General features: G+C 49.4%; 17 protein-coding genes. 9 read left to right on the top strand and 8 right to left on the bottom strand.

All coding sequences use genetic code 11. From position 1 onward, the window contains the following. Positions 1-100: 100 nt before the first annotated feature. From KNQ09_RS09860 to KNQ09_RS09840, 5 genes are read left to right on the top strand one after another with little or no spacing between them, the layout of a single operon-like run. Positions 101-457 carry a flagellar protein FlaG gene (locus KNQ09_RS09860; RefSeq protein WP_029342512.1) on the top strand — a complete coding sequence of 119 codons (357 nt, stop codon included), beginning with the start codon at positions 101-103 and terminating at the stop codon, positions 455-457. Positions 458-474: 17 nt separating this feature from the next. Then, on the top strand, positions 475-2,046 hold the full coding sequence (gene fliD, locus KNQ09_RS09855) for a flagellar filament capping protein FliD (protein WP_064299402.1): 1,572 nt from the start codon (positions 475-477) through the stop codon (positions 2,044-2,046). Between the two features lie 15 nt (positions 2,047-2,061). After that, positions 2,062-2,430, top strand: a complete 369-nt coding sequence (fliS, locus tag KNQ09_RS09850; RefSeq protein ID WP_050678720.1) for a flagellar export chaperone FliS — start codon at positions 2,062-2,064, stop codon at positions 2,428-2,430. Beyond that, positions 2,427-2,780, top strand: coding sequence for a hypothetical protein (locus KNQ09_RS09845; RefSeq protein WP_064299403.1), 354 nt, complete (start codon positions 2,427-2,429; stop codon positions 2,778-2,780). Before fliS ends, KNQ09_RS09845 begins: the two co-directional genes overlap by 4 nt. A 27-nt stretch (positions 2,781-2,807) precedes the next feature. Beyond that, on the top strand, positions 2,808-2,984 hold the full coding sequence (locus KNQ09_RS09840) for a hypothetical protein (protein ID WP_169738097.1): 177 nt from the start codon (positions 2,808-2,810) through the stop codon (positions 2,982-2,984). Between the two features lie 50 nt (positions 2,985-3,034). Here KNQ09_RS09840 and KNQ09_RS09835 read toward each other — a convergent pair whose 3' ends face one another. From KNQ09_RS09835 to KNQ09_RS09800, 8 genes are all read right to left on the bottom strand, one after another. Next, positions 3,035-4,774 carry a sensor domain-containing diguanylate cyclase gene (locus KNQ09_RS09835; protein ID WP_214858242.1) on the bottom strand — a complete coding sequence of 580 codons (1,740 nt, stop codon included), beginning with the start codon at positions 4,772-4,774 and terminating at the stop codon, positions 3,035-3,037. 87 nt (positions 4,775-4,861) lie between these two features. Then, a complete protein-coding gene (locus KNQ09_RS09830; protein WP_214858241.1) occupies positions 4,862-5,524 on the bottom strand; it encodes a DUF2225 domain-containing protein in 663 nt (220 codons plus the stop codon). A 24-nt stretch (positions 5,525-5,548) separates the two neighbouring features. After that, positions 5,549-5,989, bottom strand: coding sequence for a YaaR family protein (locus KNQ09_RS09825; protein ID WP_029342506.1), 441 nt, complete (start codon positions 5,987-5,989; stop codon positions 5,549-5,551). Positions 5,990-6,002: 13 nt separating this feature from the next. Then, on the bottom strand, positions 6,003-6,893 hold the full coding sequence (locus KNQ09_RS09820) for a flagellin N-terminal helical domain-containing protein (RefSeq protein WP_064299406.1): 891 nt from the start codon (positions 6,891-6,893) through the stop codon (positions 6,003-6,005). Next, complete coding sequence (locus tag KNQ09_RS09815; RefSeq protein ID WP_064299407.1) at positions 6,890-7,282, bottom strand: flagellar export chaperone FliS; 393 nt, start codon at positions 7,280-7,282, stop codon at positions 6,890-6,892. The genes KNQ09_RS09820 and KNQ09_RS09815 overlap by 4 nt, the downstream gene beginning before the upstream one ends. Beyond that, positions 7,279-7,569, bottom strand: a complete 291-nt coding sequence (locus KNQ09_RS09810) for an EscU/YscU/HrcU family type III secretion system export apparatus switch protein (protein WP_029342503.1) — start codon at positions 7,567-7,569, stop codon at positions 7,279-7,281. The genes KNQ09_RS09815 and KNQ09_RS09810 overlap by 4 nt, the downstream gene beginning before the upstream one ends. A gap of 15 nt (positions 7,570-7,584) precedes the next feature. After that, entirely contained in the window at positions 7,585-9,438 is a 1,854-nt protein-coding gene (locus KNQ09_RS09805; RefSeq protein WP_064299408.1) for a hypothetical protein, read from the bottom strand. A 108-nt stretch (positions 9,439-9,546) separates the two neighbouring features. Beyond that, positions 9,547-10,053 (bottom strand): competence protein ComK, encoded by a 507-nt coding sequence (locus KNQ09_RS09800; RefSeq protein WP_029342501.1) that lies wholly within the window; start codon positions 10,051-10,053, stop codon positions 9,547-9,549. A gap of 251 nt (positions 10,054-10,304) precedes the next feature. Here KNQ09_RS09800 and KNQ09_RS09795 point away from each other — a divergent pair, with 251 nt between their 5' ends. The 4 genes from KNQ09_RS09795 to prfB all read left to right on the top strand — a co-directional run bounded on the left by KNQ09_RS09795 (position 10,305) and on the right by prfB (position 15,253). Beyond that, positions 10,305-10,505, top strand: a complete 201-nt coding sequence (locus tag KNQ09_RS09795; protein WP_023469248.1) for a cold shock domain-containing protein — start codon at positions 10,305-10,307, stop codon at positions 10,503-10,505. A gap of 279 nt (positions 10,506-10,784) precedes the next feature. Next, a complete protein-coding gene (gene hpf, locus KNQ09_RS09790; protein ID WP_023469247.1) occupies positions 10,785-11,348 on the top strand; it encodes a ribosome hibernation-promoting factor, HPF/YfiA family in 564 nt (187 codons plus the stop codon). A 216-nt stretch (positions 11,349-11,564) separates the two neighbouring features. Continuing rightward, positions 11,565-14,084: a preprotein translocase subunit SecA gene (gene secA / locus KNQ09_RS09785; protein ID WP_214858240.1), complete on the top strand. Its 2,520-nt coding sequence runs from the start codon at positions 11,565-11,567 to the stop codon at positions 14,082-14,084. A gap of 68 nt (positions 14,085-14,152) precedes the next feature. Beyond that, entirely contained in the window at positions 14,153-15,253 is a 1,101-nt protein-coding gene (gene prfB, locus KNQ09_RS09780) for a peptide chain release factor 2 (protein WP_023469245.1), read from the top strand. Positions 15,254-15,268: the final 15 nt, after the last annotated feature.

Genomic DNA, 15,268 nt, shown 5'->3' with positions numbered 1-15,268 from the left:
GCATGTTCCGTGACCTTTTTTGTTTTGTTCTCTTAGAACTCTAACAAATCAGATGAATTGGTCGATATACTACATAGAGAACAAAAAGGAGTGACCGACTATGAATTCCATCAATACGGAAATTCGCCTTCATCTGCCTTCGAACGTCCTACCGTACGAAGCGACACGGAATGTGTTTGTGGAAGCGAATCAGGAAGCACTAGCAGAAGAAGGAGTCGTTGTCCTACCGACACCACAACATATTACGAAGCTTGAAACCGCAATGGAACAGGCGAACATAAAACTTGAACTTCAACGAACAGGTTTGAAGTTCGTCAAGCATGAACAGTTAAATGAATATTATATTCAAGTCGTCGATACGAATAATAACGTCGTGCAAGAAATTCCAAGTAAAAAGGAACTCGATTTTTTTGCGGCATTCATGGAATTTAATCAATTGATCGATAAACGAATTTAACAGAAAGGACTGATTGGATGGCAGGAATTCGACTAAGTGGTCTTGCGAGTGGGATTGATACGGAAACAATGATTAAACAATTGATGCAGGCGGAGCGAGCGCCGGTTGATCGTTTATCGCAAAAGAAACAGACATTGACATGGCAACGTGATGCTTACAGAGAGATGAACCGGGCATTGCTTGATTTTCGGACAGCCGCAAGCGATATGCTTTTGTCAAAAAACTATCAATCGAAGACAGTTACGAGCTCGAATCCGACTGCGTTAACTGTGACAGCAAGTCCGAGCGCACCAGCCGGTAGTGTGACGATTGATAGTATTAGTCAACTCGCTAGTGCTGCTTCGGTGACGTTAGTCGCTGCAAGCGGAAAGAAGAGTGATGCAACTCTTGAAGAGAGTGGAATGTTTACAAAGGACGCGGACGGGAAAATCAATGTGCGAATCAATACCTTTGATGCAGCTGGTGTAGCGGTAACAGAGACATTGAAGTTTGACGCAACACAGAAGATATCGGATTTGACGGCGGCGATTAACGGTAAAACCAGTCTCGGGATGAACGCAGTTTTCAATGATTTAACAGGCAAACTTGTCTTAACGAAAGCGAGTACTGGTAACTTGAATCCCTTGGGTGCCGATCTCTCCATCGTTGATGCTTCGAATAATACTTTGAAGGTTAATTCACAGGACGCAACATTTGGTCGTGAAGGACAAAACGCCAAGTACACGATTGGTGGACAACAATTAGAGCAGACAACGAATACGTTTACGCAAAACGGTCTGACAATCACATTAAACAACGTCTCGACGACAGCGACGACAATCAATACGACGCTCGATACGCAAAAAAACTTTGATTCGATCAAGAACTTCGTTGATAAATACAATGACGTCATCGATAAGATGAACAAAAAGGTTCGTGAAGAGAAGTATCGTGATTTCCAGCCATTGACGGATGCCCAGCGCAAAGAATTGAGTGAGGACGAAGTCAAGAAGTGGGAAGAAAAAGCAATCAGTGGTGTGCTTAAGAATGATAGCTACTTACAGGATGGCTTGAGTCAGTTTCGGAGTGCGATTTCATCGAAAATCGATACGGGTTACTCGTATACGTCAGGTACGGATACGATCCAACTCCAGTACATGTCACAAATCGGAATTACTTCAACGAGTGATTTCCGTGACGGTGGAAAACTGATGATTGATGAAACAAAACTTAAGAAAATGCTTGAAGAACAGCCGGAAGGTGTTTTTAAATTATTTACAGTAGATGCTCCTGAGCCACCAAAAGATGCGCAAGGTAATCCGATACCAAGTCAAAATGGAATTGACGGTTTTGTCCGCCAGATTCAAGGGTTTGCGACTACACTCCGTGATAAGATTTCAGGTGTCGCTGGACGAGACGGTGCAGTTTCAACGACATATCGGCTCGGAAAATCACTCGCTGATCTCGATAAGAGTATGCTGTCGTGGGAAGACAAGTTGAAACGAAAAGAAGACAGTTACTATCGCCGATTCGCGGCGATGGAACAAGCAATGAATCAAGCGAACAGTCAATCTGCGACGCTTGCCGGTTATCTCGGACAAGGACAATAAAAAGGAGGAAACGCGATGAACCCTTATGCGACGTATCAGACGAACTCGGTAACGACGGCGTTACCTCAAGATTTAACGTTGATGTTATACGAAGGCTTGATCAAATTCTCAATGCTCGCAAAACGAGCGATCGAACAGAAGATGATCGAACAAAAAAATACGAATATCCAAAAAGCACAGGCAATCATTACCGAATTGCAATTGACGTTGAATCAATCGATCGCCTTATCAAAGGATTTGAACAGTCTGTATGACTACATGCAAACACGGCTGATTGATGCCAACGTAAAAAATGATTTGGTTGCAATTGAAGAAGTGATTGGTTTTGCGGAAGAATTCCGCGAGACGTGGAAAGAAGCGATGAAACTCGCACGGCAACGATGAGTCCGCTCGATCCGCTTCGCCTGAAGACAAAACGACTAATTGAACTGCTTGATCAAACGCCGAATGAAGAGACGTATGACGAATGGATCGAGAAGATTCAAGGTCTGCTGAAGGAACGGGAAGCGTTTATCGCGGCACACTCGAATCTGCTCGCTGGAGCCAACCAAGCCGTCATCGAAGAACTCGTCGCTGATAGTCGAAAAATCGACTTGAAATTATCAGCAGAAACGGCTAAATTAGGGGTACAAATCAGTCAGTTGCGTCAGACGCAAACGAGTCGTAAATCGTACGTGGATCCGTACGAAGAAGTCGATCATAGTTTTTCACCGTATTTTGATTCTCGTCAGTAACTTTCTTGTGTGAGGGAGGGATCTTTCGTGACCAAGCGGGAAGATAAAAAGCGTCCCGTACCGCAGCCGTATTTCCAATCGGATGGCTCGTACGATCAGTTTATTGAACCGGACGTTGAATCGGAATCATGGGAAGAGTTCGAACGCCCTGTCTCCGATGCACCGGATGCCTATGAAGAAGAAAAATATCGTCGTGAGTCGTAAGCTCACGAAAAAATGCCCTGTCCATTTGTTTGGACGGGGCATTTTGCCGGTCATTTAAAGCGGTAAGCGTTCTTCTCTTCCTGTTTGACGGTGTACATCGCTTCGTCGGCGCGAATCAAGAGTAGACTCGTCGTCCGACCATCGTCTGGATAACGGGCGATGCCGATTGACGGCGTGACCTGCATCGCTGTCGCGTCAAAGAAGAAGGGATCGTTCAAGCGAAGGAGGACATTCTCAGCGTAGGTGATCGTCTCCGCGCGACTGCGAGCAAGGAAAACGATGAATTCATCGCCACCGAGGCGTGCCGCTACATCATCCTGCGTTAAATCAAGCTGCAACCGACGTGCTGTCTCCTGCAAGACGTAGTCTCCGGCGTCGTGGCCGTAACGGTCATTGATTTGCTTAAAGCCATCGAGGTCGATGAACAGAAGTGATCCTTCGGTTAAGGTTGCGAGCTGCGGTCCAAGGTGATCCTCGAAGTAACGGCGATTCGGAAGTGCTGTCAAGGCGTCGTGATAGCCGAGTTCCTGGAGCCATTTTTCTTGCGATAAGGCTTCCGTCAAATCGGACAGAATGACGTAAAGATCTGCTTCACCCGGAATCGGAATCAACGTCACTTCGAACGTCCGTCCGTCGACGGGGCGCATCAAGAGTTGTTTTTCACCAGTCTCAAGCTTTAGGAACGCCGCAATCAACTGATCCACTAAGGCATCAGGAACATACCCGTGCGGGAAGTAACGTTCTGCTGCCGGATTCATCGCTTTCTCATGCCCATTGCCGTCGAAACGAATGATCGGTTGTGGGTGGGCGAGGAACAGACGGCGATACTCTTCCTTCCGGAGTTCGAGTTGCATTGTATGGCGGTCGATCCGGTGTGTCAAATCGACTTCGAACGTCTCGAGTTCCGTTAGTAACTGACGATTGAGACGTTCTGAGAAAAACTGCCGGAACGTAAACAACGAGAATAAGATGATCAGGGTCGGGAAGTAGACATCCTGCGCCATCGGGAGGAACGTGATGCCCGTCAATAGAACGAGCAGACTGATGTACGGCAAATACGGTCGACCGAGCCGATCGCGTGCCGGCTGTTTCGGTGGAACATCTTTAAAGTAGATAGCTAGCTCAAACAAACTGACTGCATAGAGCGGAAAGAAGCAAGCGGCAAACGTTAATTGATCGCGAATGAAGAATGTGTAATAACCGAAGTTCGCCAAGATGAATAACATCACCGCCCGAATCAGTCGTCTGTGTGCTGGTCCACGAAGCCCTGTCGCATATAAGATCAGAAAGAAGAACAACTGCGCAATGAAACTAATCGCGTAGCCGAGCATGGCAACGAACTCGATGTCGGAGCGAGCGAACGTTGGTAAGTGTCGCAGGATGACCGTATAACCAAAAACGAAAACCATTCCGAACAAGAGCACACCATCAATATAGAGTAGCCGTGCATGACGAATCGAAGACCAGTCGATCAATCGGGCAAAGGCGATGGCGGTCAGAATCAGAAAGGCAGTCAACGTCAAGTTGGCAGCAGAGTCAACTTCCGGTGGGTGCGGGAAGAAAGTCAGGATAAAGTTGATCCAGAGACCACTTGCGAACAAGAGAATCGCGATGCCGACCGAACGTTCCGGGTGTTTCGGAAAGAACCAACGTCTGGCTTTAACAGCGACGAACGTCACAGCAAGTAGCGTCGCAAGAACGGCAATTATTGGAACGAATGGTGTTCTGCTAACGAGCAACATCAGCCCATAGGTGATGAGTAAATAAAGAAGCGGTAACGTCGGACGCATCGCGGACCTCCTTTCCTGAAGCGGTGTGTTGGCTCCTTTCGACGAGTGGTGAAAAAAATCCTTGTTGCGTCTATTGACGAACAAGGATCAATCCTGCTCTTGCACCCATTCCCAGTGGGTTCGTGCGTCTTTTTTAACTTTGTCGGTCGCCGTTTGACTTTGGAACAAACGGCTGTACCATAAACGGGCATGTTCTTTGTCTTTTGTCACAGCATATAAATCAGCAATCCGAAGCCATAGAACATCTTCTGGAATACCACTTTCCTTAACGGATGTGTAATTTTCGTAAAGCGAGACATACTTCTCGATTGCTCGGTTGGCCCAGAGTTGTTCTTCCGCTGATTGACCGGTCAAACGATGCAACCAGGATAGACGAACTCCGAGCATCGCTTGGATTGCTGGTTTTTGCTCTGTCACTTGAGCCGTATAAAGACAAAGCTTATAGAGCTGGGTCGCCTGCTCGATCGTCCGTTCCGTCCCGGCAAATGGTAAGACAGGAAGCGTCGGCAGGATGTGATCTTGTAAGGTCGTCCGAACGTCTGGTGATAACTTTCCGAACGATTCGTGGAAGAAGAACCGACAATGACTACACTGAACCGGTTCATAGAGATAGACGTTGACGCCTTGATGACGGATGAAACCATCAAAGTCCGTCGAAGCGACACGGATATGTCGCGACAGGACTCGTTTCGTTTCTGTCGTCTTCAGGCAGAAGGGGCAGGTACATTTTTTTAGATATAGGTCTGGCATGTGGAGGAACTCCTCTAATTTGAATTAAACGAAGACGTTGACGAGCATCCCTTTGATCTCGCCGATTTGGTCGAGGATATCGAGCCGGCGCGATTCGCCAGAGATGACGGTATCCGTCAACTGAAGGAGCTTCGCATCGACTTGTTCGACGACTTTATAGATTTTCGTCCGACCACGGCGGTTGAAGCCGCGCTTCTCTTCGAGTTGTTGCGATTGGTCGAGGGCGTCTTTTAAGAAGTCCTTGATCTTTTCTTTATAGCTTTCGAGATGCTCGATCGTCTGACTCTCAGCGAGCAATTGGCCGTGTTCTTCGACGAGGGCGAGCTTTTGTTGCAAACGCTCGTAGCCTTTATGGTCCCGTTTCTCCTGCATCAAGGCAGAGAAGGTCGTCGACGCTTCGACTTCACGGGGACCACCTTTTAAGGACTGGAGTCGTTGCGTTTCTTGGATGCGGCGGATATCCATCGGGTCTGCCTCCTTAGTTGAGTAATTGTAAGACGCCTTGCGGTAGGGCGTTCGCTTGAGCGATCATCGCCATCCCCGATTGGTTAAGGATGTTGTATTTCGCATATTCCATCATCTCACGCGCCATATCAGTATCGCGAATCCGTGATTCCGATGCCGTCAAGTTTTCGACGCTGACACTGAGGACGGATGACGTCGCTTCAAATCGATTCTGGATCGCCCCGAGCTGTGCCCGTTGCTGGGAGATCGTATCGATTGCTTTCGTATAATGGCTGATCGCGTCATTTGCGTCCGTTGCCGTCATGACGCTAAGGGCATACTCAGGTGCACTACCGCTAGGGAAATCAAGCGGACGAATCGAGGAATCGGCTTGTGTCGTTGAACTGACGCCAATCGCAAGGGCTTGCATGTCGTTAATCGTGATCGAGATGCCTTCGTTTGCTCCCGCATTCGTTTGGATGAACAGGGCACTGTCGGAATCGTTGAACTTGCCGCTCAACAATTCTTTCCCGTTGAACTGGGTCGTCTTCGCAATCCGCGAGACTTCGTTCGTCAGCTGGTTGATCTCTTCTTGAATTGCTGTCCGGTCTTCCGTTGCGAGCGTGCCGTTGCCCGCTTGGACGGCGAGTTCGCGCATCCGTTGCAACAGGTTGTGTGTCTCACTCAAACCACCTTCAGCCGTTTGAATCATCGAGACACCGTCAAGGACGTTCTGTTCTGCTTTATCAAGTGCCTTCAAGCGATTACGCATCTTCTCCGAGATCGCGAGACCGGCGGCATCATCCGCACCTCGGTTGATCTTCTGACCGCTTGACAGTTTATCCATCGTTGTCTTGACGTTCGTCTGGTTGATGCTGAGATTGCGATAAGCCTTTAAGGCTTGGACGTTATTCGTGATTCTCATTCGTATTCCATCCCTTCGTATCGTTGATGATGTGCGGCGCGCACGAGTGGTCGATCGACGGTTTGTGCCGCTTGCCAAGTGACGCGTAAGTCTTCTGCCAGTTCGAGTAGTTCGTCGAGGACCTTTGGTGTCTTATAGACCTGTAAGGTCTGCTCGGCGAGGTAGTGGTAGAGGGCATCGAGTTGTGCGGTGATGATGCCACCGTCGTCGTGCAGTCCTGCCTGCAATTTGCCGAGTAACTGATAAGCTTTTTGTAAGCGTGCGTTGACCTCGTCAAAGCGGTTCGCGTCACGCGCGAGAAGAGCCTGGTCATATTGAAGGACGAGTCCCGTCAACATGACTTCCGTCAGCTGTTGGGGGGTCATCGCGTAAAGTTCTTGTTCTGTCATGTTTGTCGTCCTTTCGCATTGTCGAGTTCTTCGATCAATAAGAGCAGTTCTGCCATCACGTCGTATAGTTGCGGGGGAATCGCTGTTCCGAGATCAAGATCAAGTAAGTGACCGAGCAGTGACGTATCGTGTTCGATCGCGACACCGTTTGCTCGTGCTTCTTGCAGGATTCGATCGGCAGCTTGTCCGCTGGCCCGAGCGACGACGACCGGTGCTTGACCGGATGCTTCATCGTAGCGGAGGACGGCAGCGGTCTTGCGTCCGGTTAAATCGATTTTCTGATACATAACGGTCTCTCCTTTTTAGATACGGTAGTCGTAGCCACGTGGCGTCTCGTCTTGCTTGACGGTCTCCGTCACTTGATCGCGCGTGAACGGACGGAACTGGATCCGGACGTCCTGGTAACCAGTCGCTTGCAAGGCGTCCGTCGTTCGGTCGAGGAATGGGGTCGCCAGTTGTTCAAGAACCGGAAAATCATTTTCAATCGTGATCTGCATCTTTCGGTTGACGGTCTCAACGCGGACACCGATTTCACCGAGGCGCGGCGTATTAAGCTGGACATACAACGTATTGTTTTCCCAGTCGATCACTTCGTCCGGGCGTTTATTTTGCAAGTGAACGTGGAGTCCCGCCGTCGCTTCGACGAGTTGGACCGGTAAGGCGAGCAGAATCTGGTTCAACTGTTGCTGGCTGTCCGGTTTATTGACTTGCTGTTGTGCTGCAAGGAATGTCTGCAGTTTGGCGGCTTCCGGATTCGCTGGCGGTGTACTCAGTTTCAGTTCTGCCGTCTGGAGCTGGAGTGTCTTTTGGACGGTCTCTTGTAAAAGACGTGGGCTGTTCTGTTGCGGCTCATATGGAACGGCTTTTGTTGCTACTTGCGCTGGTAGCGTTGGTGCTTGCGGTGGCAGTCCCTGCATCTCCGGTAAGTAAGTCGGACGGACGTTCGCTGGCGCATAGCGGAAGGCTTCAAAGGCGACTCGGACTTCCTGTAAGACGGCTTTTGCCTCTGTTCCACGTCCGAGTAGCGCCAGTTCCGCACCCCGCTCGAGTTTCGATAAGAAATGAATCAGCTGTTTTTCATCCTTCATCGAGGTATGCAGTAAAGCATCCGTTTGCTGGAAGATTTGTTTTAAGCGTTGCGCCGTACTCTCGATGACGGCGACCATCTGGACAGGACGTGTCTCAACGAGCGGTTCGATTTGCCGGAGTTGTGAGACGATCGTTCGCTGTTGACTCTTGAAATCGTTCGTAATCTCAGCAAGCCGTGGCGTCACTTCGCGGACGAGCGTCAAGGCAGAGCGGACCGGTGTCGTTTGCGCTGCTTGAGCTTCCGGTTGACTTGCCCGTGCCGTCAGACCGATCAGTTGCTCGCGGACGCTCGTCTTCGGCTCAAGCGGCGCTTGCGGGAAGTAGGGCGTCAGTTGTTTACGAACGGTTTCGACATCGCCTCGTTCGAGCGTAGCGACGAGTGCCGGGCGTTTCTCCGCTGGAAGGTGTTCAATGTATTGCCGGATATGCAAGGGAGACGCTGTCTCGATCTCGCGTTGCGTCGGTAGTGTGACGCGAGCGACGTCAAGCGCGACGGCTTTTTCGAACGTCGGCTGCTCCTTTAAGGCGTCACGCTCCGGGAGGACGTCCGGATAATCTTCCGTCGTCGCCAGAAGACTCGCGATCAAGACGTCAGCGTCAATGGGCAGTTTCGTGTCTGGTCGCGATACGAGTTCGAGTGCTAAGTCCTTGTACGTGCCTTGCAATGCCGTCACGAGCTGGGCGACGATTTCCGGTGTCTGCGGCAGTTGACCGCTTGCGAGTAACTTCGCAACGGCTTGCTTTAGTTCAGCCGGCACGCCTTCTAGCAAAGCAGGATCAACATTTGAGGGAACGGACAGTACAGGTGGAGTTTCCGTATCCGGTGTCGCCGGTGTCAGTTGTTCGATCAAGTAACCTTCTGCGGTCTGTCCTTTGACCTTGAACTGGAAATCACCTGTCGGGACGTCGCCCGTGAAGGTCATCTCGATCTTATCCCGACCGACCTGGACAAGAGCCGTATGTGGTCCGGTCTGCTCAAGGACCGTTCCCTTATAGGTCTTCGTCTCCGAAAGCGGCGTCTGACCAGGGGATTGCGCCGGACGTGCCGGGTTCAATTGGATGTTCATCGAGAAGCCTCCTTGTTTTTTAAAACTATCATCTCATTATATATCGGCAGAAACCAAAAAGGATTGAGCGAATTCATCGCCCAACCCTGATTTTTTTACGGTCACTGCTTAAGATTTGATTGCATTAAAGCGTTCCTCTAATGTCATCGCGTTCAATTGTTGATAACGAGCCATCAGCTCGCCAGTTGCTTTCATTTGGTTGCGGACGATGTAAGGAGAGGCGTTTACAGGAAGGATCATGCCATTACGAGTCTTGAGCTTCGTCTGTCCGTCTTCCTCGATGACTTCGGACATGTGGCTCCAAGCGTACCACTCGCAATCATCACGTTTCGGTGATTTCGTTGGGAAAAACACGAGGCCAAGTGTCGGTTCAATGACGACTGGGACTTTTCCTTTTACAGATGCGACACGTTTTGCTGTCACGATGCGTTCCTCAATGGAACTGTTGTATTGCCTGCAGGAAAGCTGCAGTAGTTGATACGGCCGAAGCGGTGTCATGATGGTTGAGCCATCCTCGAGTACGATGATGGATTGCTTCATCATGTCGTAGCACGGGAGAATCGCCACCGTCCGTTTCGTGATTCGATACTTTTCGTCATTATGGAATGGTCGCATTCGACTACATCCTCCTTAAGATAGGACAATGGATAAAATAGGTAATTACTAACGATATAATACAATAATACAACTGTAATGACAACGTAATTTTTTAAAATATAGACCAATAAGTAGGGAATATTATTCATTTTTCGGAATGAATTCAAATTAATCAGAATTTTTAATTGTCAATAATTCCTTCTTTTGATAGACTAAGCCGTAGAGAGCTTGCTCTCGAACTCTGGTTTGCGAAGGGAACGTGAATTCGAATGGAACAAGGTAAAGTAAAATGGTTTAATGCTGAAAAGGGTTATGGTTTCATCGAGACGTCTGACGCGAAAGACGTATTCGTACACTTCTCAGCGATTCAAGTCGATGGTTACAAATCACTTGAAGAAGGCGAAGAAGTGGAATTTGAAATCGTTGAAGGCGATCGTGGTCCACAAGCTGCGAACGTTTCAAAGATCTAATCCAATAGCAGCCGCCACCGTTTTTAGGCTATTCGCCTAAAAGCGGTTTTTGTTTTGAGTTCGAATAAAACGGGTATATACGTTAACATCAACATGCTTCAATATTATCGTACGCTAAGAACCGAAGTGAACATTCATGAGAATGTCATCGTTTTCATGGTCTTCCTTCACTTATCGTGCTATAATAAAAACGAACCAAAGAATTTCGAATATTCAGAAGGAAACGACTGAAGCATCTCGAATTCATAGGTTCAACCGGTTACTTAAGGAGGAGTTTACATGATCTACAACATTCGCGGTGAAAACTTGGACGTCACAGATGCTCTCAAGGATTACGTCGAGAAAAAGCTTGAAAAGTTAACTCGTTATTTTACAACTCCTACGGAAGCGCAAACGGCTTATGTCAATCTCAAAGTCAACAATGAGAAACAAAAAGTCGAAGTGACGATTCCAATGCCAAACCTCTTGCTCCGTGCAGAGGATATCAATGGCGATATGTATGCAGCAATCGACCTCGTCGTCGATAAGCTCGAACGTCAAATCCGGAAACACAAAACAAAGTTGAACCGGAGAGGACGCGCTAAAGAAGGCGGCATCGGAGAGTACTTCAAAACGCTCGAAGGACCGGAAGCGGAAGCGCCAGTCTATGAAGAGGACGAGGCAGAACTCGAACTCGTTCGGACGAAGCGTTTCACACTCAAACCAATGGACACGGAAGAAGCGATTCTTCAGATGGACATGCTCGGACACGCATTCTTCGTCTTCTCAGACGCAGAAACGGGTAACACGAACGTCGTCTACCGTCGTAAGGATGGTCGTTACGGTTTGATTGAACCAGAATAATGAATGCAACAGGGACTCGCTCTTACGGGCGAGTCCCTTTTTGATATGATGGAAAACTATTTTTACACAAGGTACGTTTGCTCTATGACAAAAGACCGAGACCACTGCTTGGTCCGCTTGTTGAAATTTGACGTCGTATTCGGTACACTGAATAAAGGAAAAATCTCGGAATTCTGTTCGTTCAAAGAATCGTTCGAAGTAAGGGGACTGTAAGGCATGGCTAATTTTCTAAAAGAATTATTTGCACCAACGAAACGTGTCCTGAAGAAAGCCGAAAAAGCAGCAGACGCTGTGGAATCATTCGAGACACAAATCGGTGCGTTATCGGATCAAGAACTCGAAGGGAAAGTCGTCGAATTCCGTGAGCGTCTCGCTAACGGAGAAGACTTAGATGATATTTTACCGGAAGCTTTCGCCGTCTGTCGCGAAGTTTCGACACGCGTTCTCGGCATGCGCCACTACCGCGTTCAGTTGATCGGTGGATATGTCCTGCACAACGGGGATATCGCCGAAATGAAGACCGGGGAAGGTAAGACACTCGTCGCGACACTCCCTGTTTATTTGAATGCCCTCGCTGGCAACGGCGTTCACGTCGTTACCGTCAACGAATATCTCGCAAAACGTGACCGTGACATCATGGAACCTCTTTATGCGGCCCTTGGTCTATCGGTCGGCTTGAACCTCTCAAGCATGTCGCGTCAGGAAAAACAAGCAGCCTACAGCTGTGACATCACGTACGGAACGAACAACGAGTTCGGTTTCGACTACTTGCGTGACAACATGGTCCTTTATAAAGAAGACCGTGTCCAACGACCGCTCCATTACGCTGTCGTCGATGAAGTCGACTCGATCCTCGTCGATGAAGCACGGACACCACTCATCATCTCAGGGTCTGCCGAGAAATCGACAGCGCTCTATTCGCAAGCGGATACATTCGCGAAAATCATGAAAGCAGATGAAGACTACACAGTCGACATCAAAACCAAGAGTGTTCTGTTGACGGAGCAAGGGATCGACCGGGCTGAGAAATACTTCGGCATCGATAACCTGTTCGGTCTTGAGCACGTCTCACTCAACCATCATTTGAGCCTCGCACTGCGGGCAAACGCCGTCATGCATCGCGACGTCGACTATATGGTTCGTGAAGACGAAGTCATGATCATCGACCAGTTCACAGGTCGTGTCATGGAAGGGCGTCGTTACTCGGAAGGTCTGCACCAAGCAATCGAAGCGAAGGAAGGCGTCGAGATTCAACGCGAATCGATGACGCTTGCGACGATCACGTACCAAAACTTCTTCCGGATGTATACGAAGCTTGCCGGGATGACGGGTACAGCGAAGACGGAGGAAGAAGAATTCCGTAACATCTACAACATGCACGTCGTACCGGTTCCGACGAACAAACCAGTCGTCCGAAACGATATGCCGGACTTGATCTTCAAGACGATGAACGGGAAGTTCGCTGCCGTCGCAGACGAAATCGAACGTGCCCACCGCGAAGGACAGCCTGTCCTCGTCGGTACGGTTGCCGTTGAGACGTCGGAGTTACTCAGCAACATCCTCAAGAAACGTGGCATCCGTCACGAAGTCTTGAACGCGAAGAACCACGCACGTGAAGCGGAAATCATCGAGAACGCCGGTCAAGCGAACTCGGTCACGATCGCAACGAACATGGCTGGTCGTGGTACCGACATCAAGCTTGGTCAAGGTGTATTGGAAAAAGGTGGTCTCTACATCCTCGGAACAGAGCGTCATGAATCGCGCCGGATCGATAACCAGCTCCGTGGTCGTGCCGGTCGTCAAGGAGATCCAGGGGCATCGCAATTCTATCTGTCACTTGAAGATGAGTTGATGCGTCGTTTCGGTTCTGATTCGCTGCAATCGATGATGGATCGTCTCGGAATGGATGATTCGCAACCAATCGAGAGCCGGATGGTGTCTCGTGCCGTTGAATCGGCTCAAAAACGCGTCGAAGGCAACAACTTCGATGCGCGGAAACAAGTCCTCGGCTACGATAACGTCATGGCGGACCAACGGAAAGTCATGTATGCGGACCGGGCAGCGATTCTCGATGCGGGTTCCGTGTCAGATATCGTCCGTCCGATGATCGAGCAGACGATCGAAGCAGGCGTCCATCAGTACACGCCGGTCGAGTTCGTACCGGAAGAGTGGAGCATCGGTGCGCTCGCAGAATGGGCGAACCAGACGCTCGCAATCGAAGAGAAGGTCACGGAAAGCGACCTCTTCGGAAAAGAACGCGAAGAAATCATCGAGTTGCTCAAAGAGCGGACATTCGCACACTACGAGCACAAACGGTCAGAAGTACCAGCCGAAGCATTCGATGAGTTCGAAAAAGTCATCGTTCTTCGTGCGGTCGACCAACACTGGATGAACCATATCGATCAAATGGATCAACTCCGTGAAGGGATTCACCTCCGGGCATACGGTCAAAACGACCCGCTCCGTGAATACCAATCGGAAGGTTCGATGATGTTTGATGCGATGAACGCTGCGATCGCTGAAGAAGTGACACAATTCGTCCTTCGGGCGGATCTCGATCCGAACCTCAAACGCGAAAAAGTCGTCCAAGACGAAGTCGCCGTTTCGGGTAAGGAAGATAAAGCGGTCAAGAAAAAGCCGGTCCGGAAAAATCCAAACGATCAAATCGGACGCAACGATCCGTGCTGGTGTGGATCCGGTAAGAAATATAAGAACTGTCACGGCCGTCAGGCGTAAGTGATGAATCGACTGAAAGAGAGGCAGGAGATTCCTGCCTCTTTTCACGGAAAGAGAAGGTGGAACACATGGAATTAGCAGAAATTCGCAACACCGCCGAGTGGATGGAAAAGAAACTCGACGAATATAAGGCATCACTCGACCTCGAGTCGAAGATTGCCCGGATCGAAGAACTTGAAAACGAGATGACGTACCCAGACTTCTGGAACAACCAGGAATCGGCACAAAAAGTCATCGATGAGTCGAACGGCTTAAAAGCGATGGTCGACAAATACAAAGAACTCGAAGCAGGTCACGAGAACGTCGCTTTGACGTACGAATTGATCAAGGAAGAGCCGGATGCGGATCTTCAAGAAGAGCTCGAGTCAGAACTTGGCGACCTCAAGAAGAAATTCGAAGACTTCGAACTACAAATCCTCTTGAACGGCGAGTATGACGCAAACAACGCAATCCTCGAGTTACACCCAGGTGCGGGTGGTACCGAGTCGCAAGACTGGGCATCGATGCTGTTGCGGATGTACCAACGTTTCTGCGACAAGCAAGGCTGGAAAGTCGAAACGATGGACTACCAACCGGGTGATGAAGCAGGTGTTAAATCGGTCACGCTCCGTATTCAAGGGCACAATGCCTATGGATACTTAAAAGCCGAAAAAGGGATCCATCGTTTAGTCCGGATCTCACCGTTTGACTCGTCAGGTCGCCGTCATACATCGTTCGTCTCGTGTGACGTCATGCCGGAATTCAACGATGACATCGACATCGAAGTCCGTACGGAAGATTTACGGATCGATACGTACCGTGCCTCTGGTGCCGGTGGTCAGCACATCAATACGACGGACTCGGCTGTCCGAATCACACACGTTCCGACAGGCGTCGTCGTCTCTTGTCAACAAGAACGGTCGCAGATCAAAAACCGCGAAGCAGCAATGAAAATGTTGAAAGCGAAACTCTACCAACGCGAAATCGAAGAGCAACAAAAGAAACTCGACGAAATCCGTGGTGAAAAATCGGATATCGCATGGGGTAGCCAAATCCGTTCGTACGTCTTCCACCCATACAGCATGGTCAAGGATCACCGGACGAACTATGAAGTCGGGAATACGCAAGGAGCAATGGATGGTGACATCATGGGCTTCATCGATGCGTACCTCCGTCTGATGAATATGTAAGACAACCAACCAGTC

The organism is Exiguobacterium sp. s191, assembly GCF_018618955.1.
In the GTDB taxonomy this organism is placed as follows: Bacteria; Bacillota; Bacilli; order Exiguobacteriales; family Exiguobacteriaceae; genus Exiguobacterium_A; species Exiguobacterium_A abrahamii.
Note: the sequence above shows the minus strand (reverse complement) of the source record. Positions and strands in the feature narration are given on the sequence as shown.

Excerpts from the sequence above, each read along its gene's own strand:
- prfB (WP_023469245.1), top strand. The coding sequence starts at position 14,153 with ATGGAATTAGCAGAAATTCGCAACACCGCCGAGTGGATGGAAAAGAAA.
- KNQ09_RS09805 (WP_064299408.1), bottom strand. The coding sequence starts at position 9,438 with ATGAACATCCAATTGAACCCGGCACGTCCGGCGCAATCCCCTGGTCAG.
- KNQ09_RS09830 (WP_214858241.1), bottom strand. The coding sequence starts at position 5,524 with ATGCCAGACCTATATCTAAAAAAATGTACCTGCCCCTTCTGCCTGAAG.
- KNQ09_RS09800 (WP_029342501.1), bottom strand. The coding sequence starts at position 10,053 with ATGCGACCATTCCATAATGACGAAAAGTATCGAATCACGAAACGGACG.
- hpf (WP_023469247.1), top strand. The coding sequence starts at position 10,785 with ATGATCTACAACATTCGCGGTGAAAACTTGGACGTCACAGATGCTCTC.
- fliS (WP_050678720.1), top strand. The coding sequence starts at position 2,062 with ATGAACCCTTATGCGACGTATCAGACGAACTCGGTAACGACGGCGTTA.
- KNQ09_RS09795 (WP_023469248.1), top strand. The coding sequence starts at position 10,305 with ATGGAACAAGGTAAAGTAAAATGGTTTAATGCTGAAAAGGGTTATGGT.
- KNQ09_RS09825 (WP_029342506.1), bottom strand. The coding sequence starts at position 5,989 with ATGGATATCCGCCGCATCCAAGAAACGCAACGACTCCAGTCCTTAAAA.
- KNQ09_RS09810 (WP_029342503.1), bottom strand. The coding sequence starts at position 7,569 with ATGTATCAGAAAATCGATTTAACCGGACGCAAGACCGCTGCCGTCCTC.
- KNQ09_RS09815 (WP_064299407.1), bottom strand. The coding sequence starts at position 7,282 with ATGACAGAACAAGAACTTTACGCGATGACCCCCCAACAGCTGACGGAA.
- KNQ09_RS09860 (WP_029342512.1), top strand. The coding sequence starts at position 101 with ATGAATTCCATCAATACGGAAATTCGCCTTCATCTGCCTTCGAACGTC.
- fliD (WP_064299402.1), top strand. The coding sequence starts at position 475 with ATGGCAGGAATTCGACTAAGTGGTCTTGCGAGTGGGATTGATACGGAA.
- KNQ09_RS09835 (WP_214858242.1), bottom strand. The coding sequence starts at position 4,774 with ATGCGTCCGACGTTACCGCTTCTTTATTTACTCATCACCTATGGGCTG.
- KNQ09_RS09845 (WP_064299403.1), top strand. The coding sequence starts at position 2,427 with ATGAGTCCGCTCGATCCGCTTCGCCTGAAGACAAAACGACTAATTGAA.
- secA (WP_214858240.1), top strand. The coding sequence starts at position 11,565 with ATGGCTAATTTTCTAAAAGAATTATTTGCACCAACGAAACGTGTCCTG.
- KNQ09_RS09820 (WP_064299406.1), bottom strand. The coding sequence starts at position 6,893 with ATGAGAATCACGAATAACGTCCAAGCCTTAAAGGCTTATCGCAATCTC.